The sequence below is a fragment of the Solihabitans fulvus genome (assembly GCF_008386585.1).
In the GTDB taxonomy this organism is placed as follows: Bacteria; Actinomycetota; Actinomycetes; order Mycobacteriales; family Pseudonocardiaceae; genus Solihabitans; species Solihabitans fulvus.
This window is the reverse complement of record NZ_VUOB01000059.1, coordinates 85,039-111,063: the sequence shown is the minus strand read 5'-3', so window position 1 is coordinate 111,063 and position 26,025 is coordinate 85,039. Positions and strand designations below refer to the sequence as shown.

General features: G+C 71.3%; 23 protein-coding genes. 9 read left to right on the top strand and 14 right to left on the bottom strand.

Features of this window, described 5'->3' with window-relative positions; genetic code table 11:
* Nucleotides 1-265 precede the first annotated feature (265 nt).
* Nucleotides 266-853, top strand: a complete 588-nt coding sequence (locus tag F0L68_RS29460) for a hypothetical protein (protein WP_149853097.1) — start codon at nt 266-268, stop codon at nt 851-853.
* Between the two features lie 76 nt (nt 854-929).
* Complete coding sequence (locus F0L68_RS29455; protein WP_149853096.1) at nt 930-1,658, top strand: carbon-nitrogen hydrolase family protein; 729 nt, start codon at nt 930-932, stop codon at nt 1,656-1,658.
* An 11-nt stretch (nt 1,659-1,669) separates the two neighbouring features.
* On the opposite strand, the gene cutA is transcribed toward F0L68_RS29455, so the two are convergent.
* From cutA to F0L68_RS29440, 3 genes are read right to left on the bottom strand one after another with little or no spacing between them, the layout of a single operon-like run.
* Nucleotides 1,670-1,987 (bottom strand): divalent-cation tolerance protein CutA, encoded by a 318-nt coding sequence (gene cutA / locus F0L68_RS29450; protein ID WP_149853095.1) that lies wholly within the window; start codon nt 1,985-1,987, stop codon nt 1,670-1,672.
* Nucleotides 1,984-2,427 carry an SRPBCC family protein gene (locus tag F0L68_RS29445; protein WP_149853094.1) on the bottom strand — a complete coding sequence of 148 codons (444 nt, stop codon included), beginning with the start codon at nt 2,425-2,427 and terminating at the stop codon, nt 1,984-1,986. Before F0L68_RS29445 ends, cutA begins: the two co-directional genes overlap by 4 nt.
* A 9-nt stretch (nt 2,428-2,436) precedes the next feature.
* The gene (locus F0L68_RS29440) at nt 2,437-2,847 is read right to left on the bottom strand and encodes a YybH family protein (RefSeq protein WP_149853093.1); all 411 of its coding nucleotides are present in this window, start codon (nt 2,845-2,847) and stop codon (nt 2,437-2,439) included.
* 56 nt (nt 2,848-2,903) lie between these two features.
* Between F0L68_RS29440 and F0L68_RS29435 the strand changes: the two genes are divergently transcribed.
* A complete protein-coding gene (locus F0L68_RS29435) occupies nt 2,904-3,278 on the top strand; it encodes a winged helix-turn-helix transcriptional regulator (protein ID WP_223199242.1) in 375 nt (124 codons plus the stop codon).
* 22 nt (nt 3,279-3,300) lie between these two features.
* Here F0L68_RS29435 and F0L68_RS29430 read toward each other — a convergent pair whose 3' ends face one another.
* The 6 genes from F0L68_RS29430 to F0L68_RS29405 form a co-directional block, all read right to left on the bottom strand.
* On the bottom strand, nt 3,301-4,758 hold the full coding sequence (locus F0L68_RS29430; protein WP_149853092.1) for a sensor histidine kinase: 1,458 nt from the start codon (nt 4,756-4,758) through the stop codon (nt 3,301-3,303).
* Complete coding sequence (locus F0L68_RS29425) at nt 4,758-5,519, bottom strand: response regulator transcription factor (RefSeq protein ID WP_149853091.1); 762 nt, start codon at nt 5,517-5,519, stop codon at nt 4,758-4,760. Before F0L68_RS29425 ends, F0L68_RS29430 begins: the two co-directional genes overlap by 1 nt.
* Nucleotides 5,520-5,628: 109 nt before the next feature.
* Nucleotides 5,629-9,483: a hypothetical protein gene (locus tag F0L68_RS29420; RefSeq protein WP_149853090.1), complete on the bottom strand. Its 3,855-nt coding sequence runs from the start codon at nt 9,481-9,483 to the stop codon at nt 5,629-5,631.
* 108 nt (nt 9,484-9,591) lie between these two features.
* Nucleotides 9,592-10,422 (bottom strand): DUF4190 domain-containing protein, encoded by an 831-nt coding sequence (locus tag F0L68_RS29415; RefSeq protein ID WP_149853089.1) that lies wholly within the window; start codon nt 10,420-10,422, stop codon nt 9,592-9,594.
* 188 nt (nt 10,423-10,610) lie between these two features.
* Complete coding sequence (locus F0L68_RS29410) at nt 10,611-11,288, bottom strand: phosphonatase-like hydrolase (protein ID WP_149853088.1); 678 nt, start codon at nt 11,286-11,288, stop codon at nt 10,611-10,613.
* Nucleotides 11,285-12,403, bottom strand: a complete 1,119-nt coding sequence (locus tag F0L68_RS29405; protein ID WP_149853087.1) for a TIGR03364 family FAD-dependent oxidoreductase — start codon at nt 12,401-12,403, stop codon at nt 11,285-11,287. Before F0L68_RS29405 ends, F0L68_RS29410 begins: the two co-directional genes overlap by 4 nt.
* A gap of 183 nt (nt 12,404-12,586) precedes the next feature.
* Here F0L68_RS29405 and F0L68_RS29400 point away from each other — a divergent pair, with 183 nt between their 5' ends.
* Complete coding sequence (locus F0L68_RS29400; RefSeq protein ID WP_149853086.1) at nt 12,587-14,968, top strand: Tex family protein; 2,382 nt, start codon at nt 12,587-12,589, stop codon at nt 14,966-14,968.
* Between the two features lie 97 nt (nt 14,969-15,065).
* On the opposite strand, the gene F0L68_RS29395 is transcribed toward F0L68_RS29400, so the two are convergent.
* The 4 genes from F0L68_RS29395 to F0L68_RS29385 form a co-directional block, all read right to left on the bottom strand.
* The gene (locus F0L68_RS29395; protein ID WP_223199254.1) at nt 15,066-15,842 is read right to left on the bottom strand and encodes a GntR family transcriptional regulator; all 777 of its coding nucleotides are present in this window, start codon (nt 15,840-15,842) and stop codon (nt 15,066-15,068) included.
* A gap of 469 nt (nt 15,843-16,311) precedes the next feature.
* Nucleotides 16,312-16,482 carry a hypothetical protein gene (locus F0L68_RS42720; protein ID WP_188316892.1) on the bottom strand — a complete coding sequence of 57 codons (171 nt, stop codon included), beginning with the start codon at nt 16,480-16,482 and terminating at the stop codon, nt 16,312-16,314.
* Between the two features lie 34 nt (nt 16,483-16,516).
* On the bottom strand, nt 16,517-19,270 hold the full coding sequence (locus tag F0L68_RS29390) for a bifunctional acetate--CoA ligase family protein/GNAT family N-acetyltransferase (protein WP_149853085.1): 2,754 nt from the start codon (nt 19,268-19,270) through the stop codon (nt 16,517-16,519).
* A 10-nt stretch (nt 19,271-19,280) separates the two neighbouring features.
* Entirely contained in the window at nt 19,281-20,456 is a 1,176-nt protein-coding gene (locus F0L68_RS29385) for an acetoin utilization protein AcuC (RefSeq protein ID WP_149853084.1), read from the bottom strand.
* A 167-nt stretch (nt 20,457-20,623) separates the two neighbouring features.
* Here F0L68_RS29385 and F0L68_RS29380 point away from each other — a divergent pair, with 167 nt between their 5' ends.
* The 3 genes from F0L68_RS29380 to F0L68_RS29370 all read left to right on the top strand — a co-directional run bounded on the left by F0L68_RS29380 (nt 20,624) and on the right by F0L68_RS29370 (nt 22,907).
* Nucleotides 20,624-21,253: a DUF3558 family protein gene (locus tag F0L68_RS29380; RefSeq protein WP_149853083.1), complete on the top strand. Its 630-nt coding sequence runs from the start codon at nt 20,624-20,626 to the stop codon at nt 21,251-21,253.
* Between the two features lie 407 nt (nt 21,254-21,660).
* Nucleotides 21,661-22,221, top strand: coding sequence for a DUF3558 family protein (locus F0L68_RS29375; protein ID WP_149853082.1), 561 nt, complete (start codon nt 21,661-21,663; stop codon nt 22,219-22,221).
* A 113-nt stretch (nt 22,222-22,334) separates the two neighbouring features.
* Complete coding sequence (locus F0L68_RS29370; protein ID WP_188316891.1) at nt 22,335-22,907, top strand: DUF3558 family protein; 573 nt, start codon at nt 22,335-22,337, stop codon at nt 22,905-22,907.
* 151 nt (nt 22,908-23,058) lie between these two features.
* Here the strand turns inward: F0L68_RS29370 and F0L68_RS29365 are convergent, their stop codons facing one another.
* On the bottom strand, nt 23,059-23,910 hold the full coding sequence (locus F0L68_RS29365; RefSeq protein ID WP_149853080.1) for a sulfurtransferase: 852 nt from the start codon (nt 23,908-23,910) through the stop codon (nt 23,059-23,061).
* Nucleotides 23,911-24,071: 161 nt separating this feature from the next.
* Between F0L68_RS29365 and F0L68_RS29360 the strand changes: the two genes are divergently transcribed.
* Together F0L68_RS29360 and F0L68_RS29355 are read left to right on the top strand one after the other, a co-directional pair.
* Nucleotides 24,072-24,767 (top strand): iron-dependent transcriptional repressor DtxR, encoded by a 696-nt coding sequence (locus F0L68_RS29360; protein ID WP_149853079.1) that lies wholly within the window; start codon nt 24,072-24,074, stop codon nt 24,765-24,767.
* Entirely contained in the window at nt 24,764-26,023 is a 1,260-nt protein-coding gene (locus tag F0L68_RS29355) for a galactokinase (RefSeq protein WP_149853078.1), read from the top strand. The genes F0L68_RS29360 and F0L68_RS29355 overlap by 4 nt, the downstream gene beginning before the upstream one ends.
* Nucleotides 26,024-26,025 lie beyond the last annotated feature (2 nt).

The following is a 26,025-nucleotide window of genomic DNA, read 5'->3' as shown; positions in this document are numbered from 1 at the left end:
CGCCGGCCAGTGGATACACCTTGGGATCAACACAGGGAGCCGTCAAGGCCCATTTGCGGGCGGGATCGGTCCAGTGGAATACGCGAAACACGGCGATTGTGCTGACAGGGTCGGAAATCGCCCCGGCGGTCCCGCCGGGCCGCACGGCGTGCGCGGGCTGCGCCACCTGGCGGCCTGTCGCGGCCCGCGGGTTTGCCGTCGGCGACACGGGGCAACCAGACCGAGGGAATCGCCCACATCCGGACCCGATCGCGAGGAGGTCGTGATGTCCGCAGGTGCGATCATCGGCATTGTCGTCGCCGTGCTCGTCGTGTTGGTGGTGCTCGGCATGCTCCTTCGGCCCTTCATGGAACGCCGCAGGCTCCAGCAGCGGTTCGGCCCAGAGTACGAACGGACCGTGTCCGCCGCCGACAACCGGCGCGACGGCGAACGGGAACTCGCCGACCGCCAGCGGCGACACGCCGAGCTGGCGCTGCGGCCGCTGTCCGCGGCCTCGCGGGACCACTACTCCCGCGAGTGGCTGCACATCCAGGAGCGGTTCGTCGACGCGCCAACCGAGGCGGTCGCCGCGGCCGACGAACTCGTGACGGCCTTCATGGCGGAGCGGGGCTACCCGACCGAGAGCTACGACCAGCAGGTCGTCCTGCTGTCCGTCGAGCACGCCGGATCGCTACAGCACTACCGCACCGGCCACGACATCGCCGCGCGCGGCGGCGAGAGCGACACGTCCACCGAGGACCTGCGCCGCGCCATGGTGCACTACCGCGCGTTCCTGGACGACCTGCTCAACAAGACCGACAGCCCGCACGCCAAGGTTGGGTCGGCCAAACCAACGCAGCGGGAACGCGGGTGACGGAGATCCGCCGCTGACCTCGTGATCTCGGACCCGGTTCGGGCGCGGCCGGTGGCGCGGATGTCATGCTGGCGGCATGCGCACACCACTGACCGTCGCCGCCGTGCAGCTGCCCTGCGTGCCGGGAGACGCCTCGGCCAACGCGGCGACGCACGCCGAGCTGATCGCGCTGGCGGCCGAGGCCGGCACCGAGGTGGTGGTGTTCCCCGAGCTGTCGCTGGTCGGCTACGAACTGGACCTGATCGCCTCGGCCCCCGACCGGCTCGTCGTGGACCCTGACGGCGACGCGATGGCCTTGGTGCGCAAGGCCTGCGCGGAGCACGGGGTGCACGCGGTGGTCGGCGCCACCGCGCCGCACGGCGGCGGCGTGGCCATCGCCTCGCTGGTGTGCGACGACCGGGGCGAGCTGATCGCGACCTACGCCAAGCAGTACCTGCACGGCGTGGAGACCGAGTTGTTCGTGCCAGGCAGCCGACCTGGGCTGGTCGAGATCCACGGGTGGACGCTCGGCCTGGCGATCTGCGCGGACGTGGCGCACGCCGAGCACGCCGAGCTGACCGTGGCGGCCGGCGCGGACGTCTACGTGGGCAGCGCGCTGTACTGGGCCGGCGCGGAACAACGGCTGAGCGACCACGCGGCCGCGCGCGCCGCCGACAACGGCTGCTGGGTGGTGCTGTCCACGCACGGCGGCACCACCGGCGGCGGGCTCACCACCGGCGGCAGCGGGGTGTGGGGGCCGGACGGTGTCCCGCGCGTCCAGGCCAGCGGTGGCGTGCCCGAAATCGTGACGGCCACGCTGTCCTGACGGCCCCCTCCTCAGCTGGTCTCCTCGGTCACCCAGGCCAGGTACTCGGGCAGCCCGCCGACGACCGGAATCGCCACCACCTCGGGCAGTTCGTACTCGTGGTGGCCCCTGATGTGCGCGGCGAGTTCGTCGAGCCGCTCGGCGGTGGTCTTGACGACGCACTGCCATTCCTGGTCGGTCTGCACCGCGCCTTCCCAGCGGTACACGCTGGTCACCGGCCCGACGATCTGCACGCACGCGGCCAGCCGCGCCTCGACGACACCGCGCGCGAGGGCCTCGGCTGCCTCCGCGCTGCCGGTGGTGGTGATGACGACGCGGTGCTCGGTCATTCCGCCAGAACCTCGGCCAGCCGCGTGAGCGTCGCCTCCATGGCCTTCCTGTTGCTCTTCGGAATCCCCATCAGCTCGAACATCTTGCCGACGACGAAGGGCACCGTGCTGTAGTCGAAGGTCTCGGTCACCTCCGTGCCGCCGGAGCCGGTGTCGCGGAGCCGCCAGCGCCAGCGGTGGCCCATGAAGTGCCGCCACGCGATCAGCTCACCCTCCGCGAATTCCACGACGCGGTTGGTGACCCGGTAGGGCATTCCCGCACGCATGTCCATGCCGAAGGTGGAGCCGAGCGCCAGCCGCTGCGAACCGCCGGCGCGAAGGGCACGAATGGAGCCCGAGCCGTCGATCTGCTGGTGCTTGCTCGGGTCGGCGAGCAGGTCGAAGATCCGCTCGGCCGGCGCGTCAATCGTTCTGGTTACCGAAATCTGGCGTGCTGCCATGGACCGACTCTACTCACGCCGACCAGGTACCGGTGCGGATTCGGCTGTACCGAAGGGATTGTCGATCACGTAGCGCCAGCGGCCGTCCTCGCCGCGCCTGGCGACATCGGTGGCGGTGCCGGTGATGTCGACGGGCTCGCCGCCGGGTCCGGTTCCCCGGATCGACCAGTCCACGATCAGCAGGGCGATGTCCTCGTGCGCCAGCGCGTGCCGAGTGGTGACCGTGATCGGCAGCCCCAGCGCGAGGAACTCCTCGATTGCGCTGCGCAGCGCGGTATCCCGCAGCACGGTGCCGGGGCTCGGCGCGAACAGCGCGTCCGGTTCGTACACCTCCAGCACCCCGGCCAGGTCGCCGGTGTTGAACCGGTCGGCGAACACGTCGGGCACGTCCTGCGGGCGGGTTGCCAGTTCGCGTGGCATGAGAAGCTCCTGTCGTGGTTTCGGTCGTGTCGAACAGCACGCTAGGAGGCGGTTTCGTGACTGACCAAACGGTGAGCGACGCGGCCAGGCCCGGCCTGCCGAGCGGCCCGATGGCCGACGTGGCGGCGCCGCTGCCCTCGTGCCCGGTGGAGATCGCGCTCGCCGCGCTGCACGGCCGCTGGACCACGCTGGTGATCCGGGAGCTGTTGCGCGGCGGCCGCTCCTTCACGGACCTGGCTCGGGCGTTGCCTGCGCTGTCCGACAAGGTGCTGACCGAGCGACTGACCCAGCTGACCACCCTCGGCGTGGTCGAGCGGCACCGCGTGCCCGGCTGGCCGCCGAGGGTGCGCTACGAGCTGACCGACCGAGGCCGCGCGCTGGGACCGGTGTTGCAGACGCTGTGGGACTGGGGTTCCATCGAAAGCGCTTAGGCCAACAGTCCTCAGTGGACTGTCACGTGATGGGCAGCAGGACGCGGAAGACCGTGCCGTTGGTCGGATCGGACAGCAGTTCGACGCATCCGTTGTGCGCCTCCAGGATCGCGGCGGTGATGGCGAGCCCGAGGCCCGCCCCGCCCCGCTTCCGTGACCGCGCCGGATCGGCCCGGTAGAAGCGGTCGAACACGTGCGGGGCCTCCTCGACCGGGATGCCCGCGCCGGAGTCGCGCACCTCGAGCACCGCGAGGTCGCCCGACTGGCGCGGCGGAACCCCTGCGGTGGCAATGGGTTCGCCGTTGCGGGCGCTGGCGTGCTGTCGGCCGACCGTCACCTGCACGGGGGTGCCCGGCGGCGTGTGGGTGAGCGCGTTGCCGACGAGGTTGGTCAGCACCTGGCGAAGCCGGTGCTCGTCCCCGATCACCCGCACCGGGCCCTGCGGGGTGTGCAGGCTGATCGGCCGGTCGGGATCCCGCACCGTGGCATCGTGCACCGCGTCGCCGGCGAGCACGACCAGGTCCACCTCGGCGAGGTCCAGCGCACGTTCCTGGTCCAGCCTCGCCAACATCAACAGGTCCTCGACGAGCAGGCCCATCCGCTTGGCCTCGCTCTCGATCCGCTCCATCATCCGGTCCACGTCGGCCCGTTCCGGCGCGCCACCGCTGCGGTACAGCTCGGCGAAGCCCCGGATCGACGTCAACGGCGTGCGCAGCTCGTGCGAGGCGTCCGCGACGAACCGGCGAAGCCGCGCCTCGGAGCGCTGCCGCTCACGCAGCGCCGCGCCAAGCCTGCTGAGCATGGTGTTCAGCGCGCGGCCGAGCCGACCCGTCTCGGTGCGCGGGTCGCTGTCCTCGACCCTGCGATCCAGCTCGCCGCCCGCGATCGCCTCGGCGGTGTCCTCGATCCTGGTCAGCGGCCGCATGCCGATGCGCACCACGTAGTAGGCGACGGAACCGATCAGCACCAACACGAACGCGCCGACCACGCTCTCGATGACGAGCAGCTGACGGATGGTGTCGTCGGTCCTTTCCAGCGAGACCGCAGTGGCGATCAGCGTGCCGTTCGACGCCGCCGTCACCCGCACCCGCCAGTCCGCGCCGCCGTTCTGGTCCGCGACCGTGAACGGCGCGCCCTGCTTGGCAACGGTGCTCTCGTCGATGGTCGGCCAGGCGGGCCCGCCGGTGTCGCCGGCCGGCTGGCTGTCGAACTTGGTGCCGTACGAGGTGAAGAACGCGACCCGGAAGTCGGTCGGCAGGTGCCGGCCGGACGACCCGGTCTGCGGGGGCTGTCGGAGGAACCGGGTCACCTCCGGCGCGCGCAGCTGCTCGTCGACCTTGGCGTACAACGAATGCTGGATCAGCAGCGCGCTCGCCACGGCGAAACCGGCGAGCCCGATGGTGGCCAGCACCAGCAGCGCCGCGACCAACCTGGCGCGCAGCGTCCATGTGCGCCTTGCGCGCACCGGCTGCTCGGTCATCAGACCCGCTGCGAGCCGGGCTGCCCGTCCCGGGGCATCCGCAGCGAGTAGCCGACGCCCCGGATCGTGTGGATCAGCGGCGGGTCCACGATGTCGATCTTCCTGCGCAGGTAGCTGATGTAGGACTCGACGATCCGGCTGTCGCCGCCGAAGTCGTAGTTCCACACGCGGTCGAGGATCTGCGGCTTGCTGACCACCTTCTCCGCGTTGACGATCAGGTAGCGCAGCAGGTTGAACTCGGTGGGAGACAACTGGACGAGTGCCCCGGCCCTGCGAACCTCGTGCGCGTCCTCGTCGAGTTCGAGGTCGGCGTACCGGAGCCTGCCGTCGTCGGAGGGGGCCTCGGTGGGGGGCTGGCTGCGGCGCAGGATGGCGCGCAGCCGCAACACGACTTCCTCGAGGCTGAACGGCTTGGTGACGTAGTCGTCGCCGCCCGCGGTGAGGCCGGCGATGCGGTCCTCGACGGCGTCGCGCGCGGTGAGGAACAGCACCGGCAGCCGCTCGTGCACGGTGCGCAGCGTGCGGGCGAGTGAGAAGCCGTCGTAGTCGGGCAGCATCACGTCCAGCACCACGATGTCGGGCCGGCACTCCCGCGCCGAGGCGAGCGCCTGCGTGCCGCTCTCGGCGGCGTGCACGACGAAACCGCTCAGCCGCAGCGCGGCGGAGAGCAGCTCGAGGATGTTGGGCTCGTCGTCGACCACGAGCACGGTCGCCGTGTTCGCTGTGTTGGAGTCGTCCACGTGAGCAGCATGGATGACCATCCTGGGAGTTGGCTGGGAGCTTGCTGAGAACCACCCGTTGGAGTGGCCGCGGGGTCCCAGCCTCGAGGATCCGGCGCTGCCCGAACCCCGGGAGTCGGGTCGGTCACGCTCAGCAGGGGATGTCGCCGACCCCTTCCGCGCACTGGAACACCGGATGCAGCGCGCCGCCGTCGAGCTGGAGTTCCTGCACGGCAACCAGCTTGTTCCTGGCGTCGCCGCCGGCCTGGGTCGGGTAGGTCTCCGGGGGTCCGAAGTCGATCGGGCCACCGACCCCGTTGAACGTGTCCGGCCCGGTCGTCGCCTGCAACTGCCTGAGGAGTTCCTGCCGGTTGTGCACGTCGGCGCCGCTCGGGTGCAGGCGGCCGACCGCGCTGAGGGTCAGCCGGACCGCGTCGTAGGCGAGCATGATGTGCCCGTTGGGGCCGGTGCGGAACGCCCCGCCGCCCGCGGCGCGCTGCTCGTCCTGGAGGTCCTGGTAGTCCGAGAAGAACTGCTCGACCTGGCCGGGCACCCCGGTCGACTGGCTCAGGCGGTTCCAGCCGTCCTGGGTCGCGCCGAAGGTCGTGAAGAGCAACCGACCGTTGGCGTACTCCTCGCGCCCGGCCAGGTCGCGGAAGCCCGCGGTCTCCAGCTGGGACAGGTCGTCCGCGCCGAAGATGATCGCCCGCCGGCCGCACGAGCTGCGGCTCAGCGCGTCGAGCAGCGTGGGCATCTGGTTGGTGCGCCCCGCGTACATGATCACCGGGTCGCCGGTGTTCGGGTCCTCGGCGTGGCGGCAGATCTGCGCGGCGCTCGCGTTGAGCTTCTGCGCCACCGAGTTGCTGTTGAGGCTGTCCGCCTCGTAGTCCAGCTTGAACTGCGGCCCGAGCACCGGGTTGGGAGACTCCTGGTCCGCCTTGAGGGAGATCTCGTACTGCCTGATCAGATCCGAGCTGTAGGGGTCGACCCGGTCGTACACCAGGTAGGGGGTGTATTTCTGCGCGGTGAACGGCGCGGAGTGGCTGCGGGCCTTGGAGACGAGGTACTTGACCGCCACCTCGGCCTGGCGGGTGTTGGTCGGCGCCGAGCGGAAGAACTGGAACTTCCCGGTGAAGTCGTCGCCGGAGGGCACCGACGCCACCATCGGCAGGCCCGGCCACTCCTTGGTGGAACCGCCGAGCATCGCGGCGGCCCCGATCGTCTGGTCGCGCGTCTGCCCCATCCCGGTCACCGCGATGACCGTGTGGTCCCGCTCGGCGAGCGCGCGGATCCGCACGGCGGTCTCCTCGGCGTGCAGCGAGTCGCCGCCGAAGTTGGCCAACACGATGCGCAGCAACGGATCCGGCAACGCCCGCGACGTCCCTAAGCTGTTCCAGTCCCGCTGCGCGAGGTAGGCGCCGCGCAGCTCGTTCACCCCGGCGGACAGGTCGCGGGCGGGCGGCTCGTCGACCGTGCTGAGCATGGTGGCCACCACGATCGTCACGTAGTCGCGCTTCCCGCCGTCGACCTCGGCCCGCACCTGGTCGTTCTGGTCCTGGATGAGCCTGCTCAGTTCCGCGACCTCCCGGTCGTCGCCGGAGAGCTTGTCGGCAGGCTGGTAGGCGAACACCCCGGCGGTGTCGGTCACGCCGATGCACTCGCCGCCCGCCGCCTTCGTCAGGGAAAGGCTGTCGTCCCACAGCGCGCGGCCGAGCCCCGCCGCGTCGAGCGGGCCGAACCTGTCGCAGTAGAGCCGGGTGTGGCCAACGTAGAGCGCGGTGTAGCCGACCAGCAGCACCATGACCAGCAGCATCGCGCCGCGCCGGACCGCGTTCCGCTGCGGCCACACCTTGGGGTAGGGATACCGGCCGGGGCCGGTGCAGTAGCCGGGCAGCGTTGGTGGCGCGGGGGCCGGCGTGCCGTCCTCGGTGGCGCGCTTGAGGGTGCGGTACTTGGCCAGGTGGGCGCGCACGGCGGGGCCGCTGCGGGAGTCCAGCGCGCGATAGGTGGTGAGCACGCCGTCGAACAGCTCGGGGGTGCGGCGCACCGTGCTGGTGCACGAGCGCAGCTGCCAGGTCGCCATGATCGCGGCCTCGACCTTGCCGATCTCGGGGAAGACGAACCGGTCGATCCTGCTGTGCAGCAACCGTTCCAGGATCTTGCGCAGCCTCGGCGTCGTGGCCAGCTCGTTGCTCGGCGGCATCGGCGCCTCGGCGATCGCGCTCAGGTCGGTCAGCCAGTGGTTGTTGCCGGCCTCGATGCGCGGGCTGAGCAGCCCGGCCACGTGGTGCACCTCGCCAAGCGCCAGCGAGTGGTACAGCACCTCCTTCTGCTCGCCGAGCTGCTCGAAGTGCTGCTTGAGCAGCTCGTGCACCAGGGTGTGCGAGAACCTGCTGTAGGGCGGCTGGTCGCGCAGCCGCCTGGCCAACAGGTCGCGCAGCAGCGGGTGCAGCACGAAGTGCTCGTCGCCCTGGTCGACGACCCGCTCCACGAAGCTGAGGGTGCTCATCAGCTCGCTCAGGTTCTCCGCCGACCACTCCGGCACGAGCATCCGGATGGTCGCCCGGTCCAGCCTGCGCGGCGCGGCCAGCCGCGCGAACATCTGCCGAGCAAGCGCCCGCTCTGGCACGTCGTCGCCGCCGGGAAACCGTTGCAGGAAGCGCAACAGCAGGTAGTCCCCGACCGTGCCCTCCTGGTAGTTGGTGGTCTCGTCCACCGGGAGCCGTTCGTCGAACACGGCCCGCACCGACGGGATCACCTGGTCGCGCTGCGACACGAAGTCGACGAGCTGGCTGGCCAGCCGCACGGCGAGCGGATGCCCGTGGGTGACCTCGTGCAGCTCCTCGACCAGCGCCTCGGACTCCACCGTGGTCTCGCGCAGTCGGTTCCACTCCACCAGGAACTGCCTGGTCTGCTCCCTGGTGAACGGGCACAGCCGGATCGGCAGGTAGGCGGCGCTCACGTCGCCGTTGCGAGCGGGCTCCTGCTCGTACCGCCGCCGCCACTCGGCGTAGCGCCGTTCGGCGACCGCGACGGGATCGGCGTCGAAGTCGTGTTCCCGCACGGGATCGCGCTGCCCGGACTGCTTGGTGGCCACGACCAGCAGCGGCACGTCCGCGTCGCCTCGGCGGGCCTCGGCCAGCAGGTGCAGGAAGTCGGTGACGGGCGGCGAGGCCGATCGGCGCGGCGGCAGGAAGGTGTCGATGCCGGCCAACAGGTCCGCGCCGTCGAGCAGCAGCAGGCAGTTCATCCTGCGGTACCGGCTCCTGCCGTACAACGCCTTGAGATCGGCGAGGAACGCCGCGACCAGCAACCGCTCCAGCGTCAGCTGGTCGCTTCGCTCGTCGCTGCCGAGCAGCTGCCAGGTCTGCACGATCGCCTCGTCGACCTTGCAGTCCCGCTCCAGCAGCTTCGCGCCGGCTTCCCTTTCGTACCAACGCAACGCGGAGGCGAACGTGCGGCCGGCCAGCAGCACGCGCAGCCAGGGCGGCGCGACGACGGCCAGCGTGACCAGCCAGCGCAGAACGGGCCGGAGCAGCTTGGCGAGACCCTTGGCCGGGGGCGCCGCCTCGGCCGCGGACACGGCGACGTCGGTGACCGCGAGGAGGCTGGTCATCCGTTGCGCCACCAGGTCCCGCGCCCTGCGGTAGGGCTCGACGGAGTCGTCCGGCTTGTTCGACGTGGACACCGCGAGCCTGGCGAGCGCGTACCTGGGTAACCGTAATCGGCCGAACTGCCGGTGCGAGTAGGTGCGGAGCTGGCCGCAGACGACGTCCAGAATGTCCTTGCAGGACTTGGAACCCGCCTTGTCGAGGTCCACCCTGGCCATCGGCGCCTCGTGGTAGCGGCGCTTGAGGTGGTCGAGCAGCGCGGTCTTGCCGCTGCCGCCAGGGCCGTACGCGACGATGATCGGCAGCGGCTGCCGGGAACGCCGGTCGATCAGGGACTCGATCAGGGCAGCGGTGTCGGCGCGGCCGACCAGGCCAATGTCAGCTTCCAGCGCCATGTGTCCCCCAGGTACGAGTCCCCCACCGCACGACCAGCAGTGAAAATCACTGCCCGTAGCTGAAAGCTTACCCCTGGGTACCGACAGGACTTCACAATTTCACGATCTTCAGCGCGGGTGCACCGGCCCCGGCAGCTTGCCCCCGTCGATGTCGATGGCCACGCACCGCACGGTCCGGTCGCCGTGCGCCCAGGTGAGCGACGTCGGCGCCATCACGTACAGCTCCAGCTGCGCGAGGATCGGGCTGCCGGCCACTTCGGCCTCGGCGCCGTCCGCGCACTTCGTCTTGGCCTCTTCGAGCACCGCTGTCTGCCCGGGGAACTGGCTGTCGGTCAACGTGAGTTCGGTCAGCATCTCGGCGTCGTGCGGCTGGGCGCACGGGACGAGCGTGACGCGGAGGATCGTCGTCTGGCCCGACCCGTGGATGCCGTCGAAACAGTCCTTGGCGCGCAGCTGCGCCGGCTGCACCGACCCGGTCTCGCCGGTCGGATGGGTGGCCGTGCCCGCACGGGTGGTCGGCCTTGCCGAGGTGCTCGCCCTTGCCGAGGTGCTCGACCCCGCGGCGACGGCGTGCGGCTGCGAGCGGGTCGGCGCGCTGACCAGAACCACGGCCACGATCGTCCCGATCACCCACAGCCCGGACAGCACGAAGCCCGCCGTCACCAGCCCCCGCCCGCGCTCGCCCCTGAGGCGGATCTGGCGCAACGCGACGATTCCGAGGACGGTCGAGATCACCAGGCCGCCGATGAGGCTCAGCACGAACGAGGTGACGGCAAGGCCGTTGGTCGGCCCGGTTGGCCCGGTCGGCCGTTCCTCGCCGGGCGCCATCTGCGGCATCGGCGCGGGGCCCTGCGGGTACCAGGCGGCAGGCTGGTCGGTCGGCTGCGGGACCGGCGGCTGCCAGGTGGACTGCGGCAGGTCGGCGACGGGTTCGGACACGAGGCACGAACCTGCCGCACCGCACCCCGCGTCACAAGCCGTTTGTCCGTACTGTGATGTCCAGCTACGCCAAAGGAATCAGCGGCTTGCGCCTATGTGACCGATCGGGCAACCGGCGTGCACCAGACGCCCGATCCGCACCACCAGTCAGTGGCTCAGCCGGGCGCCCACTCAGCCGGGCGCCCACCTCAGCCGAGCACCACCGAGGGGAGCTCGCGGACGGAGTCGAGCACGTGCGTCGCCCCGGCTTCGGCGAGCGAGACGCGGTCGCCAGCGCCGGTGAGCACGCCGGCCACCACCGAGGCGCCCGCTCGCAGGCCGGTGAGCACGTCCGACGGCGTGTCCCCGGCGACCGCGACCCTGCGCACGTCGGCGAGCCCGAGGCGGAGCAGCGCGGCGAGCACCATGTCCGGGTACGGCCGCCCCCTGCCGGCCTCCGCTGGCGTGATCGCCAGGTCGGCCAGGTCCCGCCAGCCGAGCGCGGTCAGGATCGCCTGCTGGGTCGGCCTGGCGAACCCGGTGCTGAACGCGACAAGCACGCCAGCGCCGCGCAGCGCGCGAATCGCGTCCTCTGCGCCGGGGATCGGCGCGCAGTGGCCCTGCGCGACCAGCTCGGCGTAGGCCGTCTCGAACGCGGAGTTCGCGCGCTGGGCCGTGTTCTCGTCGCCGTCGAGCAGCGTGCGGAACACGGTGATCTTGGACTGCCCCATGGTCGCGCGAACGTGGTCGAGCATGCCCTGGTACCGCTCGTCCTCGACGCGCACGCCGACCGAGCCGATCGCCGAGGTGAACGCCCGCTCGACCAGCCCGTCGTCGGCGACGGTCGTACCGGCCATGTCCAGCACGACGAGATCGATCCCGGTCACAGTCCCAGCTCCTCTGCGGTTTGCTCGGCGATCGCCGGCGAACAGGTCATGCCCCGGCCGCCAGGACCGGTCACCAGCCACACGCCGTCGGCGACGCGCTCGCGGTGCACCACCTGACCGGTGTCCAGGCACTGCGCGTAGATCCCGGACCAGCGCCGCCTGATCCTGGGCAGCGGCCGGCCGAGCACGCTCGCGGCGACCTCGGTCAGGTGCTCGTAGGGGTCCTCGTCCACGTCGAACGGGAACGGCTCGGCGTAGCCGTGGGTGTCGCCGATGGTCAGGCCGCCGTCCAGCCGCTGCACGACCAGCAGCTGCATGGCGTGCTCGGCGGCGATGGCGGGCTGTGGCTGGGTGCGGTTGAGCTCGTCGAGCGCCGCGCCCCGGTAGGCCGGGTAGTAGCGCAGGCTGTCGCCGTCGGCGACGGACGTGGTCAGCTGCTCGTCGAGCGGATCGGTCTGCATCATCTGGAGCCGCACGCGGCGCACCGGCGGCGTGCCGGCGATCTCCCGCACCAGGCCGCCGAGCCAGGCCCCGGTGCACAGCACCACGACGTCCGCCGCGTGTCGCTCGCCCCGGTCGTCTCGGACACCGCCGGTGTCCACGTCGCGCACCTCGCGGCCGGGCAGCCAGGTGTAGCGGCCGGTGGCCAGCAGCAGCTCGCGCAGCACCGGCTGGGCGGTCCTCGGCTCGACGGCGGCGTCGCGGTCGCAGTGCAGCGCGCCGAGCAGGTCGCCGCGCAGCGCGGGGTTGACCGCGCGCGCCGCGTCCGGCCCGAGCAGGGCGAGGCCTCGCGCGGCCGCGTCGGCGCGGGCCACGGTCTCCTCGGCGACGGCCAGTTCGGTCGGCGTGCGCAGCACGGTCAGCGAACCGTTGGCGCGGAAGCCGAGTCCCGGCGCGCGTCGGCCGAGCTCGGCCCACAGCTCGCGGGCGCGCAGCGCCGTGTCCAGTTCGTCGCCCGCCGCCCGCCCGCCGACCCAGACCAGCCCGAAGTTGCGCACCGACGCCCCTCGGGCCTCGGGCTCGCGCTCGAGCTGGACCACGTCATGGCCGCGTTCCACGGCCTGCCAGGCGTGCATGGTCCCCAGCACGCCGCCACCAACGATCAGTACTCGCACGCGGCACACGGTGCGGGGCGCGGGCGAACCGGCGGTGGATCTGCGGCCAAGGGGGAGTGAACTCGACATGTGGACTAGATGTGTTACCTCAGCGTTATCTTGCCGTGCGGAGGCGGCGAACCCACCGGAAGCGCACCCCGGCACAATGGCCACGCAGGCTCAGGGAGAGGGCGGATCAGGACCGTGACGTTGTCTATTCATCAGAGGATCGCCGAGGAACTCGGCGTGCGCGACGGCCAGGTGCAGGCCGCGGTCGACCTGCTGGACGGCGGCGCCACCGTGCCGTTCATCGCCCGCTACCGCAAGGAGGTGACCGGCACACTCGACGACACGCAGCTGCGCACGCTCGAGGAGCGGTTGCGGTACCTGCGCGAGCTGGAGGAGCGGCGCGCCGCCGTGCTCGAGTCGATCGAGTCGCAGGGCAAGCTGGACGACGCGCTGCGCGCCCAGGTGCTGGCCGCCGACACCAAGGCGCGGCTGGAGGACATCTACCTGCCCTACAAGCCCAAGCGGCGCACCAAGGCGCAGATCGCCCGCGAGGCCGGTCTGCAACCGCTGGCCGACACGCTGCTCGCCGACCCGACACAGGACCCGCAGGCGCTCGCCGCGACCTTCGTCGACGCGGACAAGGGCGTCGCCGACCAGGCCGCTGCCCTCGACGGCGCGCGCTCGATCCTGGTCGAGCAGTTCGGCGAGGACGCCGACCTCATCGGCGGTCTGCGCGAGCAGATGTGGTCGCGCGGCAGGCTGGTCGCCAAGGTCCGCGACGGCAAGCAGGAGGACGGCGCGAAGTTCGCCGACTACTTCGACTTCTCGGAGCCGTTCACCAAGCTGCCCTCGCACCGCATCCTCGCCATGTTCCGCGGCGAGAAGGAGGACTTCCTCGAGGTCACCCTCGAACCCGAGGAGGAGCGGCCCGAGGAGGACGTGCGGCCCGGCCCGAGCGACTACGAGGTGCGCATCGCCAGCCGGTTCGGCGTCGACGACCGGGGCAGGCCCGCCGACAAGTGGCTGACCGACACGGTCCGTTGGGCCTGGCGCACCAGGATCCTGGTGCACCTCGGCATCGACCTGCGCGGGCGGCTGCGGCAGGTCGCCGAGGACGAGGCCGTGCGCGTGTTCGCCTCGAACCTGCGTGACCTGCTGCTCGCCGCGCCGGCCGGCTCGCGCGCCACCATGGGCCTCGACCCCGGTTTCCGCACCGGGGTGAAGGTCGCCGTCGTCGACGCGACCGGCAAGGTCGTCGACAAGGACACGATCTACCCGCACGTGCCGGCGCAGCGCTGGACCGAGGCGCTGGCGAGCCTGGCGCGGCTGGCCAAGCAGCACAGCGTCGAGCTGATCGCGATCGGCAACGGCACCGCGTCGCGGGAGACCGACAAGCTGGCCGAGGAGCTGATCAAGCTCCACCCCGAGCTGAAGCTCACCAAGGTGATGGTGTCGGAGGCCGGCGCGTCGGTGTACTCGGCGTCCGCCTACGCGTCGCAGGAGCTGCCCTCGCTGGACGTGTCGATCCGCGGCGCGGTGTCGATCGCCCGCCGGCTCCAGGACCCGCTCGCCGAGCTGGTCAAGATCGACCCCAAGTCGATCGGCGTCGGCCAGTACCAGCACGACCTGTCCGAGCTCAAGCTGTCCCGCTCGCTCGACGCGGTGGTCGAGGACTGCGTGAACGGCGTCGGCGTCGACGTCAACACCGCCTCCGCTCCCCTGCTCACCCGCGTGTCGGGCATCAGCGAGACTCTGGCCGAGAACATCGTGCTGCACCGCGACGGCAACGGGCCGTTCCGGTCGCGCAAGGCGCTCAAGGACGTGGCCCGCCTCGGCCCCAAGGCGTTCGAGCAGTGCGCGGGCTTCCTGCGCATCCCCGACGGCGACGACCCGCTCGACTCCTCCAGCGTGCACCCCGAGGCGTACCCGGTGGTGCGCAGGATCCTGGAGTCGACCGGCGCCGAGATCACCAAGCTGATCGGCGACAGCGCGACGCTGCGCACGCTGCGTCCGCAGACCTTCGCCGACGACACGTTCGGGCTGCCGACCGTCACCGACATCATCAAGGAGCTGGAGAAGCCGGGCCGCGACCCGAGGCCGGCGTTCAAGACCGCGACCTTCAAGGAGGGCGTCGACAAGATCGCCGACCTCGTGCAGGGCATGGTGCTGGAGGGCGTCGTCACCAACGTGGCCGCGTTCGGCGCGTTCGTTGACGTCGGCGTGCACCAGGACGGGCTGGTGCACGTGTCGGCGATGTCGCGGACGTTCGTCAAGGACCCGCGCGACGTGGTCAAGCCGGGCGACGTCGTGCGGGTGAAGGTGCTCGACATCGACATCCCGCGCAAGCGCATCTCGCTCACGCTGCGGCTGGAGGACGAGGCGGAAACCCGCCAGGAGCAGCGCGGCCAGTCCGGCGGCGGCGGCGGCAACCGCCAGCGCAACGACGGCGGCCAGCGCAACGACGGCAGGCGGAACGCGCCGCGCGGCGGAAAGTCGGGCCAGTCCGGGCAGTCCGGGCAGTCGGGCGGCGCGATGGCCGAAGCGCTGCGCCGTGCCGGCTTCAACAACGGCCACTAGCACCACGAACAACCGGCCCGTACCGCATCCGGATCGGACGCGGTACGGGCCGGTTTGTGTCAGGCGGTGCCGCGCCAGGAACCAGCCGCGCCAGGAACTAACTGTCGGCGCGGAGCCGCGCGGTGAAGCTGAACCGGTCGCCCCGGTAGAGCGAGCGGACCCGCTCGATGGGACCGCCCTTCGCATCCAGCGAGACGCGGTGCAGCAGCAGCATCGGCAGCGCCGGATTGGTGCCGATCAGCAGCGCCTCTCGGGGCGTCGCCAGCACGGTCTCCACGCGCTCCTCCGCCTCGGCGAAGGTGACGCCGAGCCGGTCGACCAGGCAGGCGTAGAGCGAGGTCGCCGGGTCGAAAACCTCCAGCAGCGTGGGAAACCTCGACTCCGGCAGGTAGGTCGATTCCAGGCCGACGCGCTCGGTGTCCGCCAGCAGCACCCGCTCGATGTGGATCACCGTCGCGCCGGGCTCGATGGCCAGCTCGGCCGCCAGCCCGTCGTCGGCGGGCAACCGCTCCAGGGTGATCACGGTGCGCCCGGGATGCACGCCCTGCCGGCGCATGCCCTCGGTGTAGCTGACCAACGACAGCGGCTGCACCAGCTTGGGCGGCGCGACGAACGTGCCGCTGCCCTGCCTGCGCTGCAACCGGCCCTCCAGCACCAGCTCGGCGACGGCCTGGCGCAGGGTCACCCTGGACACCGCGAACCGCTCGGCCAGCTCCCGCTCAGAGGGCAGCGCGGCCCCGACACCCAACTCGTCGACGAGAACGAGCAACTCGGCCTTCACCGCGTAGTAGCGCGGAATTCGTCCGTGCTCCGGGATTCCGGCGCGCACCGGGCCGTCCGCCCGATGCGGCGGGATGCGATTGTCTGCCGGCACAGCTCGGGAGCATAGGCCGGCAGAGCCGGCCGGGCCGGTCGCGCGCATCGGCGCCACCACGTCGCCGTCGACGACCACGACGAACCGGCGGGTGCCGACCGGCTTGGTGAGATTGGCGTGCAGCGTCGACAGCGTGACCGCGCCGCCCTGCCCTTCTGCGGTCCTGCCCTGCTTGCGCAGCGCCAGCTCGACCTTGACCTCCGAACCCGTCTCGGAGACGAACTGCTTGGCGAAGCGCATGTCGGCGCCGTGCGTCAACTGCACGGTGACGGCGTGATCTCCGTCCTCGGTCCACCAGATGGGTTTGCCCAGAATCTCCACGTCACCAAGCTTTCCGCGCGGTCACTCCCCCGGTACCGCCGCGTCAGTGACGCGCGGTGTGACCTGACAGACAGGGTGATTCCCCGCGTTGGCCCTTCCCAGCGCCCCGGGATCGCGGGCGAGACCGTGAACTACAGAACACGAACTCTCAGCGGCGACGGCCGAACGCACGGCCGATGAAGAAGCCGATCAGCACGCCGATGAGCAGAACCACCAGCAGCACCACGAGGATCGCGTTGCCGATCGCCGACAGAATGCCCCGCGCCTCGAGGTGCTGACTGAGGGCGTCCACCTGCGTGATCATGTGCGCCATGGCCATGCGCCAAGCATCGCACAGTCCGCAGGCCGGCGAACTACCCTTCGAGCGGTGAGATCGACCTCAGTCGGCGCGGCCCGGTGTCGTGCCGGGACGGCGGCAGGCCAACGGTGATCCGCGCGCTGGACACGAAGACACCGGCCGGCGAGGCCAGCACGGGCTCCAGCGCGAGCGACCGGACCTCCGGCATGTCCTCGGCCAGCGCCGCCACCCGCAGCACCAGGTCCTCCATCGCGACCAGGTCGGTCGGCGCGCCACCCCGATAGCCCGCCAGCAGCGGCGCGGCCTTCGGCGCCCGCACCAGGGCCGCAGCGTCGACGTCGGTCAGCGGCACCGCCCGGTAGGCGCGGTCGTCCAGCAGGTCGCTGACCATTCCGGACAGTCCGAACGACACCAGCGTGCCGAAGGACGGGTCGTCCTGGAGGCCCAGCACGCACGAGATGCCCTTGGGCGCCATGCGTTGCACGTACACGTCCGCGCGCCCCGACACCGTGTGCAGGTCGGCATAGGCAGCTCGCACGGCGTCCTCGGCCCCGAGGTCGAGCCGCACGCCGACCAGGTCGGTGCGGTGCCGCAGCGTCTCGCTGGCCGACTTCATCGCCACCGGATAGCCGAGTTCGGTCGCCGCGGCGACCGCGGCCTCGACACCCGACACCACGCGGAACGGCACCACGTCGATGCCGTAGCAGGCCAGCAGCCGGACGATCAGCTCGTCACCGAGGTTCTGCTCAACCTCATCCTGACCGTCCACAGTGGACACCAGTTCGTCGACGATCGCCTTGGCCGCCTGCTCGTCGATGCCAGCCGGTCGAACGAGGCTGCCCTTGGCGGCCGAGCGCCACTGCGCGTACCTGGTGGCCCTGGACAGCGCGAGCACCGCCCGCTCCGGGCTGGGATAGGAAGGCACCGACCCGCGCCCCGGCGCGCCGCCGGGACCTGGCACCGCCAGCTCGTCCGGCACGCCCTCCACGGCGAGGAAGGTCGACACGATCGGCTTGGTCGACGCCGTGCCCGCCTCGCCGACCACCTCCCGCAGGGCGCGCGCGTAGGCGGTGCCCGGCACGGCCAGCGGCGGCACGAACACCACCACCAGGGCGTCGGTATCCTCCCGCCGCAACGCGTCCCGCACCGCTGCGGCGAACTCCGACGGCCCGGCCTGCGAGCCGACGTCGACCGGGTCGCCTGCCAGTTCCAGCCCCTGCGCCAGCGCCGTGTCGGCGGCCAGCACGCCGATGGCCGTCGAGTTGCCGACCACGGCGACCCGATGGCCGCCTGGCAGCGGCTGGTGCGCGAGCAGCAGCGCCGTGTCGAACAGCTGGTCAAGGGACTCGACCCGGATCACCCCGGCCTGCTCGAACAGCGCCTGCACGCTCGCCTCGTCCACCGGAACCGAGTTGGCGGCCAACGCGGGCCGGATCGCGTTGCGGCCGGACTTCACCGCCACGATCGGCTTGGTGCGGCCGAGCCTGCGGGCCAGCCTGGCGAACTTGCGCGGATTGCCGAACGACTCCAGGTACAGCAACACGACGTCGGTCGCCGGGTCGGTCTCCCAGTACTGCAACAGGTCGTTGCCGGACACGTCCGCGCGGTTACCGGCGGAGACGAAGGTCGACAGGCCGAGCCCGCGCTCGTTGGCGGTGGCCAGGATCGCCGTGCCGAGCGCGCCCGACTGGCAGAAGAAGCCGGTGCGGCCACGGACCGGGAGCTGCGGCGCGAGCGTGGCGTTGAGCCGCACCGCCGGGTCCGTGTTGAGCACGCCGAGTGCGTTCGGCCCGACCACCCGCATGCCGTGCGCGCGGGCCTCGCCGGCCAGCCGACGCTCCGCCGTGCGGCCGTCCGGACCGGTCTCGCCGAACCCCGAGGTCACCACGACCAGCGCCTTGACGCCCTTGGCGAGGCACGCGTCCAGCACGTCGTCGACGCCCGCCGCCGGCACCGCGATCACCGCGAGGTCGACGTCGTCGGGGATGTCCAGCACGGACGGGTAGGCGCGGACGCCCCGCACCGAGCGGTGCTCCGCGTTGACCGGGTACACCGGCCCGGCGAAGTCCCCGGACAGCAGGTGCGTCAGCACCGCGTAGCCGATCTTGGTGCGGTCGGTGGACGCCCCGATCACCGCGACCGACTTCGGGTGCAGCAGGTTGTGCACGCTGCGGGCCTCCGCGGCCTGCTCGCGGGCCCTCGCGACCGCCACCGACTCCTCGGTCGGGTCGATCGCGAACTCCAGGTGCACGACGCCGTCCTCGAACGCCCGGCTGACCCGGTAGCCCGCGTCCCGGAACACCCGAACCATCTTGCCGTTCTCCGCGAGAACCTCGGCGACGAACCGGCTCAGCCCGCACTCCCGCGCCGCCGCGGCCAGGTGTTCGAGCAGGATCGAGCCGAGGCCCCTCGCCTGGTGCGCGTCCTCGACCACGAACGCGACCTCGGCGGAGTCGCGCTCGCCCGCCGGATTCGTCGCGCCGAGACGGTCGAAGCGGCCGACCGCGACGATGTCGTCGCCGAGCATCGCCACGAAGGCGACCCGGTCGTGGTGGTCGACGGTGGTGAACCGCCGGAGGTCCCGCTGCGGGATGCGCGGATACGGCCCGAAGTAGCGGAAGTACCTGGTGCGTTCGGACAGTCTGGTGTGGAAGGCCAGCAGCCGGTCGGCGTCGTCCGGGGTGATCGGTCGCAGGTGGACCGTGCCGCCGTCGGAGAGCACGACGTCGGCCTCCCAGTGCCGGGGGTAGTCGTACGGGTCCGGCTCGCCCGGCTGAGCGACGTCGGGTTCCCGCGTGTCACCGGCCACTGAAGTGCTCCTAGTCGCGGGGGTCGTCTGGGTCCAGACCGTGCAGCGGGAAGACCGCGCGCCGGGTGTCCAGGATCGCCCTGTCCACCGGCTGGCCCTCGCTGCCGCCCCACGGCTGGTACTCAGGGTCGCATCCGTCGGTCATCGACGCAGGCAGCGGGCGGTGCGGCGCGAGTCGCGCCGCGTGCGCGACCCAGTCGGCCGGCAGCGGCGTCGCCGGGTCGACGTCGCGGTCGAGCACGGTGGCCAGCAGGTGGGTCCACGACCTCGGCACGACCCTGAGCAGCTCATAGCCGCCACCGCCGAGCGCGAGCCACCGCCCGCCGGCGTACCGGGTGGCAAGGTCGCGCAGAGCCACGTAGGTGGCCCGGTGCGCGTCCACCGAGAGGGAGAGATCCGCGAGCGGGTCCTCGGCGTGGGTGTCCGCGCCGCACTGGGTGACCAGCACCTGCGGCCGGAACTCGGCGAGCAGCCCCGGCACGACGGCGTGGAAGGCACGCAGCCAGTGCGCGTCGGAGGTGCCCGGCGGTAGCGCGACGTTCACCGCCGTCCCCTCGGCCCCCGGACCGCCCACCTCGTTCGGCCAGCCGGTGCCCGGCCACAGCGACATGGGCGACTCGTGCAGGGAGATCGTGAGCACCCGGGGGTCGTCGTAGAAGGCCGCCTGCACGCCGTCACCGTGGTGGACGTCGACGTCGAGATAGGCGACGCGCTCCATGCCGTTGTCCAGCAGCCAGGCGATGGCCGCGGCGCAGTCGTTGTAGACGCAGAAGCCGGCGGCGTGGTCGCGCATGGCGTGGTGCAGGCCGCCCGCGATGTTCACCGCGCGGTCGACCTCGCCGCTGGCGATCCGGCGGGCGGCCTCGACGGACCCGCCGACGACCAGTGACGCGGCCTCGTGCATCCGCACGAACACGGGATTGTCCGGGGTGCCGAGCCCGTGGCCGACGTCCCACCCCGCGGTCGGCGCGGCCTGCACGGCCGCGATGTAGCTCGGCTCGTGCACCCGCTCGATGTCGGCCGGATCGGCGGGGGCCGGCCGAACCAGCTCGACTCCGTCCAGCACGCCGAGCGCGGTGGCCAGGCGCAACGTGAGGTCGAGCCGGACGGGATTGAGGGGATGGTCCTCGCCCATGTCGTAACCGAGGAGTGCCTCATCCCAGACGACTGCGGCTGCCTTGCCCATGGTCCGAAACTACCCGAGTCGGTCACCGCGATCATTGACAGAAGTGTCACGCATTCGTCCGACCGGCTGCACTGTCGGATCCTGCGGGGTTAAGGTCCGACGCAGCACAGCGCGTCCGACGCCAATGGCCACGGAACCGCGCGCAGTAGAACGGGGTCCAAGTTTTCATGCATATCCGACGACTCGGCGCCGCGCTGGCGATCGCAGCGCTGCCTCTCAGCCTGACCGCATGCGCCCAGCAGGTCGGCGGCAGTCCCGTCGCCGCGCCCGGCGCGCCGCCGCCGAGCGGATCCGAGCGGAGTTCGACCGACGCGCCGTCCGAGTCGAACCAGCCGAGCAGCTCCGATTCGCCGTCGACCTCGGCCAGCGCGGCCCCCGGCACGGGTTCACCAGCAGCCCCCGGCACCGTCAGCAAGGCCAAGAAGGCCGATGGTGTCAAGGTGTGCGAGCTGTTCACCGCCGACGACGTCGCGGCGATCGTGGGCGGTGCCCCGGACACCCCGCCGAGCGGCGACGGGTGCGTGCTCTCGTTCAGCAAGCCAACGGCGGTGCTGTCGGTAATGTCGACCGTCACCGACAAGGCGGCGGCCGGCGATCCGATCCAGATCGGCGGCAATTCGGCCACACAGCAGAATTCGGGCAGCGGGTGCGATATCCACGTGCTGCTGTCCACCGATCCCAAGGTGATCGCCGGCACGCTGGAGGTCAATTTCATTCCGATCGGCGCGAACGTCGACGCGTGCGGTATCTCGCAGAAGATCGCCACGCTCGTCTTCGACAAGCTCCCGCCCGGCTGACCCACCCCGTTCTGCCCCGCTCCCCTTCCCTGTTCCCTTCGCCCGATCCGCAGTCGCGTCCGCGCCGAGGTCCGCTCCCGAGCGCGCCCCGGCCGGCCGCGCCCAGCGAGACACTCACCTCACCCGACCCACGCGGCCAGCGGCCCCACCAGCCCTCCGCCCTGGTCGACCGCTCCCCTCCCGGGCCTCCCCAAGGACACCTCCTCCGGCTTCCCGCCGCCTCCCTCCCGGCCCCTCAGCGAGCGCCTAGACGGCCTGCGGCCTTCGACTCCCTGCCGCCAGCCTGAGCCGCGCGCCCCGCGTTCCCCGTTCCGCACCTCTCCCTCTGGCCCCTCCCTGGGTCCCTCCCCCTGTTTTCCACCCGCGCTCCGGCGCGTCTCCCCACATCTCAATGAGGTCGAAGTCCCATGCACATCCGTAAGTTCATCGCCGCGCTCGCCGCCGTCACGCTCCCGCTCGCCCTCACCGCCTGCGCTCAGCAGGTCAGCGGTAGCCCGGTCGCCGCGGCGGGTCAGTCGACGGCGACAAAGTCCGCTTCGGACACCGGCGCCGTGCCGGCCAGCCAGGCAGGCGGCACCGTCTCGAAGCCGAAGAAGATCGACAAGGTGAACGTCTGCGACCTGTTCGTCGCCGATGACATCAAGGCCATCGTGGGTGGCACGGTCGACGCCCCGCCAAGCGGCACGGGATGCACCGTCAACACCACCAAGCCGTCGACGACCATCAGCATCAATGCGACGGCCACCGACAAGTCGATCGTCGGCGACTCGATCCAGATCGGTGGCAACTCGGCCGTGCAGCAGAAGTCGAACGAGGGCTGCGGCGTGTTCGTGCTGTTGAGCACCGACCCGAACGTGCTCGTCGGCATGCTGGACATCAGGTTCTTCCCGATCCGCCCGGCCGGCGACCCGTGCGAGATCACCAAGAAGATCGCGGCCATGGTGTTCGACAAGCTGCCCTCCGCCTGAACCGCGCGGTTCTCAGCCTGACCCGACGCTCCCTCTCGTCAGCGCACTCGAAGTCTCGCCATCGCCGACCGCGCCCCGGCGCGTCTCCCCACATCTCAATGAGGTCAACACCCATGCACATCCGACAGTTCACCGCCGCACTGGCCGTCGCCGCGCTCGCCCTCACCCTCACTGCCTGCTCCCAGTCGAGCGGCGGCAGCGCAGGCACGAACCCCACCAGCGCCAACGAGGTGGGCCAGCAGACGCCGAGCGGCCCGATGAAAGAGGTCAAGATGAGCGACCTCACGATCTGCACCGTGTTCAAGGCCGAGGACCTCAAGGCCATCGTCAGCGAGGACATCTCGCCGGAGCCGGCCGGGCCGATCTGCACGCTGGGCACCAAGGGAAAGCAGATGCTGGCGCTCACCATCGCGCAGTCACACTTCAACGCCGAGGTCGCCGGGCTGGGCAGCGGAAAGCAGGGCTGGATCGACGGCAACCAGGCGGTGCTGCACCAGGCGACGGCGAGCGACAACGAGTCGTGCAAGTTCGTGGTGAAGCTGCACAGCAGGACCACGTTCAACGTGGACCCCGAAGACGCCATGGTCGTCGAGGCGGCCACCTACGCCCCGGGCAAGGGCGTCAAGGTGTGCGACCTCGCGTCGAAGATGGCGACGATGGTCCTCGGCAAGCTGCCAGCTGCCTAAAACCAGCGTCCCTCACGGAGGGCCCGGGGTGTCGCGCCCTAATCACGGCACCCCGGACCACCAACCTCCACCAGGCGGCACACCCGAGCCACCGAGCCACCGAACACAGGCGACGCTCCCCGGTACACCCGCCTCAGCCAGCTCCGCCAGCTCAGCCAGGCTCGCCACCCGTCGCGACCGGACGCGTCGGGTCGACACACCAGTGCGACCAGGAGCCCGAGTACAGGGCAGCCGGCCCCGACGGCCCGGTGACTCCGGCGACCTCGAGCGCGAGGACCACCGAGGTCGCGGTCACCCCGGACCCGCAGTACGCCCCGATCGGCTGATCCGAACCGACCCCGAGCGCCCGGAACCGCTCGGCAAGCTCCTCGGGCGCGCGCCAGCGCCCCTCCGACCCGAGGTGCCCGGCGGTCGGCGCGTTCAACGCACCCGGCACGTGACCTGCGCGGGGATCGATCGGCTCGGTCTCCCCCCGGTATCGCTCCGGCGCGCGGGCATCCAGCAGCACGCCGTCCCTGGCCAGCGCCGCTGCGGCCGGGGCGTCGATGACGGGCATCCCACCGGGACGGACGACGATGTCGCCCGGCTCTGGTTCGGGCACCTCCTGCGTCACCTGGCGCCCCTCGCCCGCCCAAGCCGCGAAGCCGCCGTCGAGCACCGCGACCGACTCGTGGCCGGCCCACCTCAGCAGCCACCACGCGCGGGCGGCGATCGAACCGTCGGCCGCGTCGTAGGCCACGACCGGGCGATCAGCGCTCACGCCGGCCCGACGCAGCGCGACCTGGAGCGCTTCGGCGGTCGGGAGGGGGTGCCGACCCCCGTCGCCCGGCGCGCTGGCCAGGTCGGTGTCCAGGTCCACGAACACCGCTCCCGGCAGGTGGCCGGCCTGGTAGTCGAGCAGGCCGGGCGGGCCGAGGAGCCGATACCGCACGTCGAGCAGGACCGGCGGGGTGTCCCCGTCCAGGGCTTCCGCCAGGGTCTGAGTGCTGATCAAGGGATACACGTGCTCATCCTTCCTGCCCAAGCCCACCCCCGCGAGACATCCCGACACGCTTTGTCGTTACCAACGACTAGCATTAGGACACACACCCGCCCATGTGAACCTGCCCGTAGCGGCCCGGTTCCTCCTCGCCCTGGAGGACACGGCCAAGCCGAGGAGCACCGGTGAACGATCTCATCGATACCACGGAGATGTATCTCCGCACGATCTACGAACTTGAGGAAGAGGGCGTGGTTCCGCTGCGCGCCCGCATCGCCGAGCGCCTTGGTCAGAGTGGCCCCACCGTCAGCCAGACCGTCGGGCGGATGGAACGCGACGGGTTGCTGGTCGTCGCCGACGACAGGCACCTCGAGTTGACCGACGAGGGCCGCGACCTCGCCATCGCCGTGATGCGCAAGCACAGGCTCGCCGAGCGCCTGCTGGTCGACGTCATCGGCCTGGAGTGGGAGCAGGTGCACAGCGAGGCGTGCCGCTGGGAGCACGTCATGAGCGAGGCCGTCGAGCGCAAGCTCGTGAAGCTGCTCGGCAACCCCACCACCTCGCCCTACGGCAACCCGATCCCGGGCCTTGACCAGCTCGGCGACGGCGACCCCGCACCCCCGGTCGAGGCCGGCCTCGTCCGGGTCGACGAGGTCGCTCGACGCGGCGGCGGTCGCGTCGAGGTGCGCAGGATCGCCGAACACATTCAGCTGGACGAGACCCTGATGGCCGAACTCAAGTCGGTCGGCGTGGTGCCGGGCGGCACCGTCGACGTCGACTCGATGACGAGCGCTACCAAGGCAGTCCACGTCCGAGGCAACGGCACGACCGCCGAGTTGCAGCAGGCTGTGGCCCACGCGGTGCTGGTGCAGGCCCGGTGACACCAGCGAACCGAGCGGCCACGGCGTTCGAACAACTCCACGGCCGAGCCCCGAGCGGCGTCTGGTCCGCCCCGGGCAGGGTGAACCTCATCGGCGAGCACACCGACTACAACGACGGGTTCGTGCTGCCCTTCGCATTACCGCATCGCACCGCTGTGGCCGCCGCGCCCAGGGCCGACGGCGTGCTCACGGTGAGCACGCTGGACCAGGACGGGCAGGCCAGGCAGGCCGAACCGGTTCGGATCGCAGAACTCGCCCCTGGGCAGGTGGCGGGCTGGGCGGCGTATCCGGCCGGGGTGGCCTGGGCACTACGGGAACAGGGCGTGACCGGCGGGGCGGATCTGGTGATCGCCGGCGACGTGCCAGCGGGCGCTGGTCTGTCCTCCTCTCACGCGTTGGAGTGCGCTGTCGCACTCGCTCTGTTGGGTCTCGCCGGGCGGCAGCCCGACGGTGTCGATGGCCGCAACGCCCACGGCGCCAATCCGGACGGTGACGACACCGGCACCGCCCGCACTCCCGATGGCAGCAGCAATGGCTCGGGCTCGACAACTCGCCAGGACATCGCACGGTGGGTGCAGCGGTCCGAGAACGACTTCGTCGGTGCCCCGACCGGCCTGCTCGACCAGACGGCCTCCCTGTGTTGCGTCGAGGCGCACGTGTTGTTCCTGGACGTCCGCTCCGGCGAGATCGACCAGGTGCTGTTCGACGCCACCAAGCAACAGCTTGAGGTCCTGGTCATCGACACCAGGGCCAGCCACTCGCACAGCGACGGCGGCTACGGCGCGCGCCGCCGAGGCTGCGAGCAGGCGGCCGACCTGCTTGGCGTCCCCGCCCTGCGCGACATCGAGCTTGCCGGGCTGGACGCCGCGCTCGCGCAGCTGCCCGAGGAACTGCGCCCCCTGGTGCGACACGTCGTCACCGAGAACGACCGGGTGCTCCAGGTGGTGCAGCTGCTCAGAGACGGACGCCTGACCGAGATCGGTCCGCTACTCACCGCCTCACATCGCAGCCTCCGCGACGACTACCGCGTGTCCAGTGTGGAGCTGGACGTCGCGGTGGAGGCCGCGCTGGCCAACGGCGCGCTCGGCGCGCGGATGACCGGCGGCGGCTTCGGCGGCTCGGCCATCGCGCTCGTTTCCTCCGCCGACCGCGACGCCGTTCAGGAAGCGACCATCGCGGCGTTCGAGCAGCACGGGTTCGGCACGCCACGCATGTTCACGGCGGTGCCCTCGGCCGGAGCCGGCCGAGATCGTTAACC

Coding starts and splice junctions, on each gene's coding strand:
- cutA (WP_149853095.1), bottom strand. CDS start 1,987: ATGACCGAGCACCGCGTCGTCATCACCACCACCGGCAGCGCGGAGGCA.
- F0L68_RS29425 (WP_149853091.1), bottom strand. CDS start 5,519: ATGGTCATCCATGCTGCTCACGTGGACGACTCCAACACAGCGAACACG.
- F0L68_RS29420 (WP_149853090.1), bottom strand. CDS start 9,483: ATGGCGCTGGAAGCTGACATTGGCCTGGTCGGCCGCGCCGACACCGCT.
- F0L68_RS29375 (WP_149853082.1), top strand. CDS start 21,661: ATGCACATCCGTAAGTTCATCGCCGCGCTCGCCGCCGTCACGCTCCCG.
- F0L68_RS29370 (WP_188316891.1), top strand. CDS start 22,335: ATGCACATCCGACAGTTCACCGCCGCACTGGCCGTCGCCGCGCTCGCC.
- F0L68_RS29440 (WP_149853093.1), bottom strand. CDS start 2,847: ATGCCACGCGAACTGGCAACCCGCCCGCAGGACGTGCCCGACGTGTTC.
- F0L68_RS29445 (WP_149853094.1), bottom strand. CDS start 2,427: ATGGCAGCACGCCAGATTTCGGTAACCAGAACGATTGACGCGCCGGCC.
- F0L68_RS29385 (WP_149853084.1), bottom strand. CDS start 20,456: ATGGGCAAGGCAGCCGCAGTCGTCTGGGATGAGGCACTCCTCGGTTAC.
- F0L68_RS29380 (WP_149853083.1), top strand. CDS start 20,624: ATGCATATCCGACGACTCGGCGCCGCGCTGGCGATCGCAGCGCTGCCT.
- F0L68_RS42720 (WP_188316892.1), bottom strand. CDS start 16,482: ATGGCCATGGCGCACATGATCACGCAGGTGGACGCCCTCAGTCAGCAC.
- F0L68_RS29455 (WP_149853096.1), top strand. CDS start 930: ATGCGCACACCACTGACCGTCGCCGCCGTGCAGCTGCCCTGCGTGCCG.
- F0L68_RS29430 (WP_149853092.1), bottom strand. CDS start 4,758: ATGACCGAGCAGCCGGTGCGCGCAAGGCGCACATGGACGCTGCGCGCC.
- F0L68_RS29460 (WP_149853097.1), top strand. CDS start 266: ATGTCCGCAGGTGCGATCATCGGCATTGTCGTCGCCGTGCTCGTCGTG.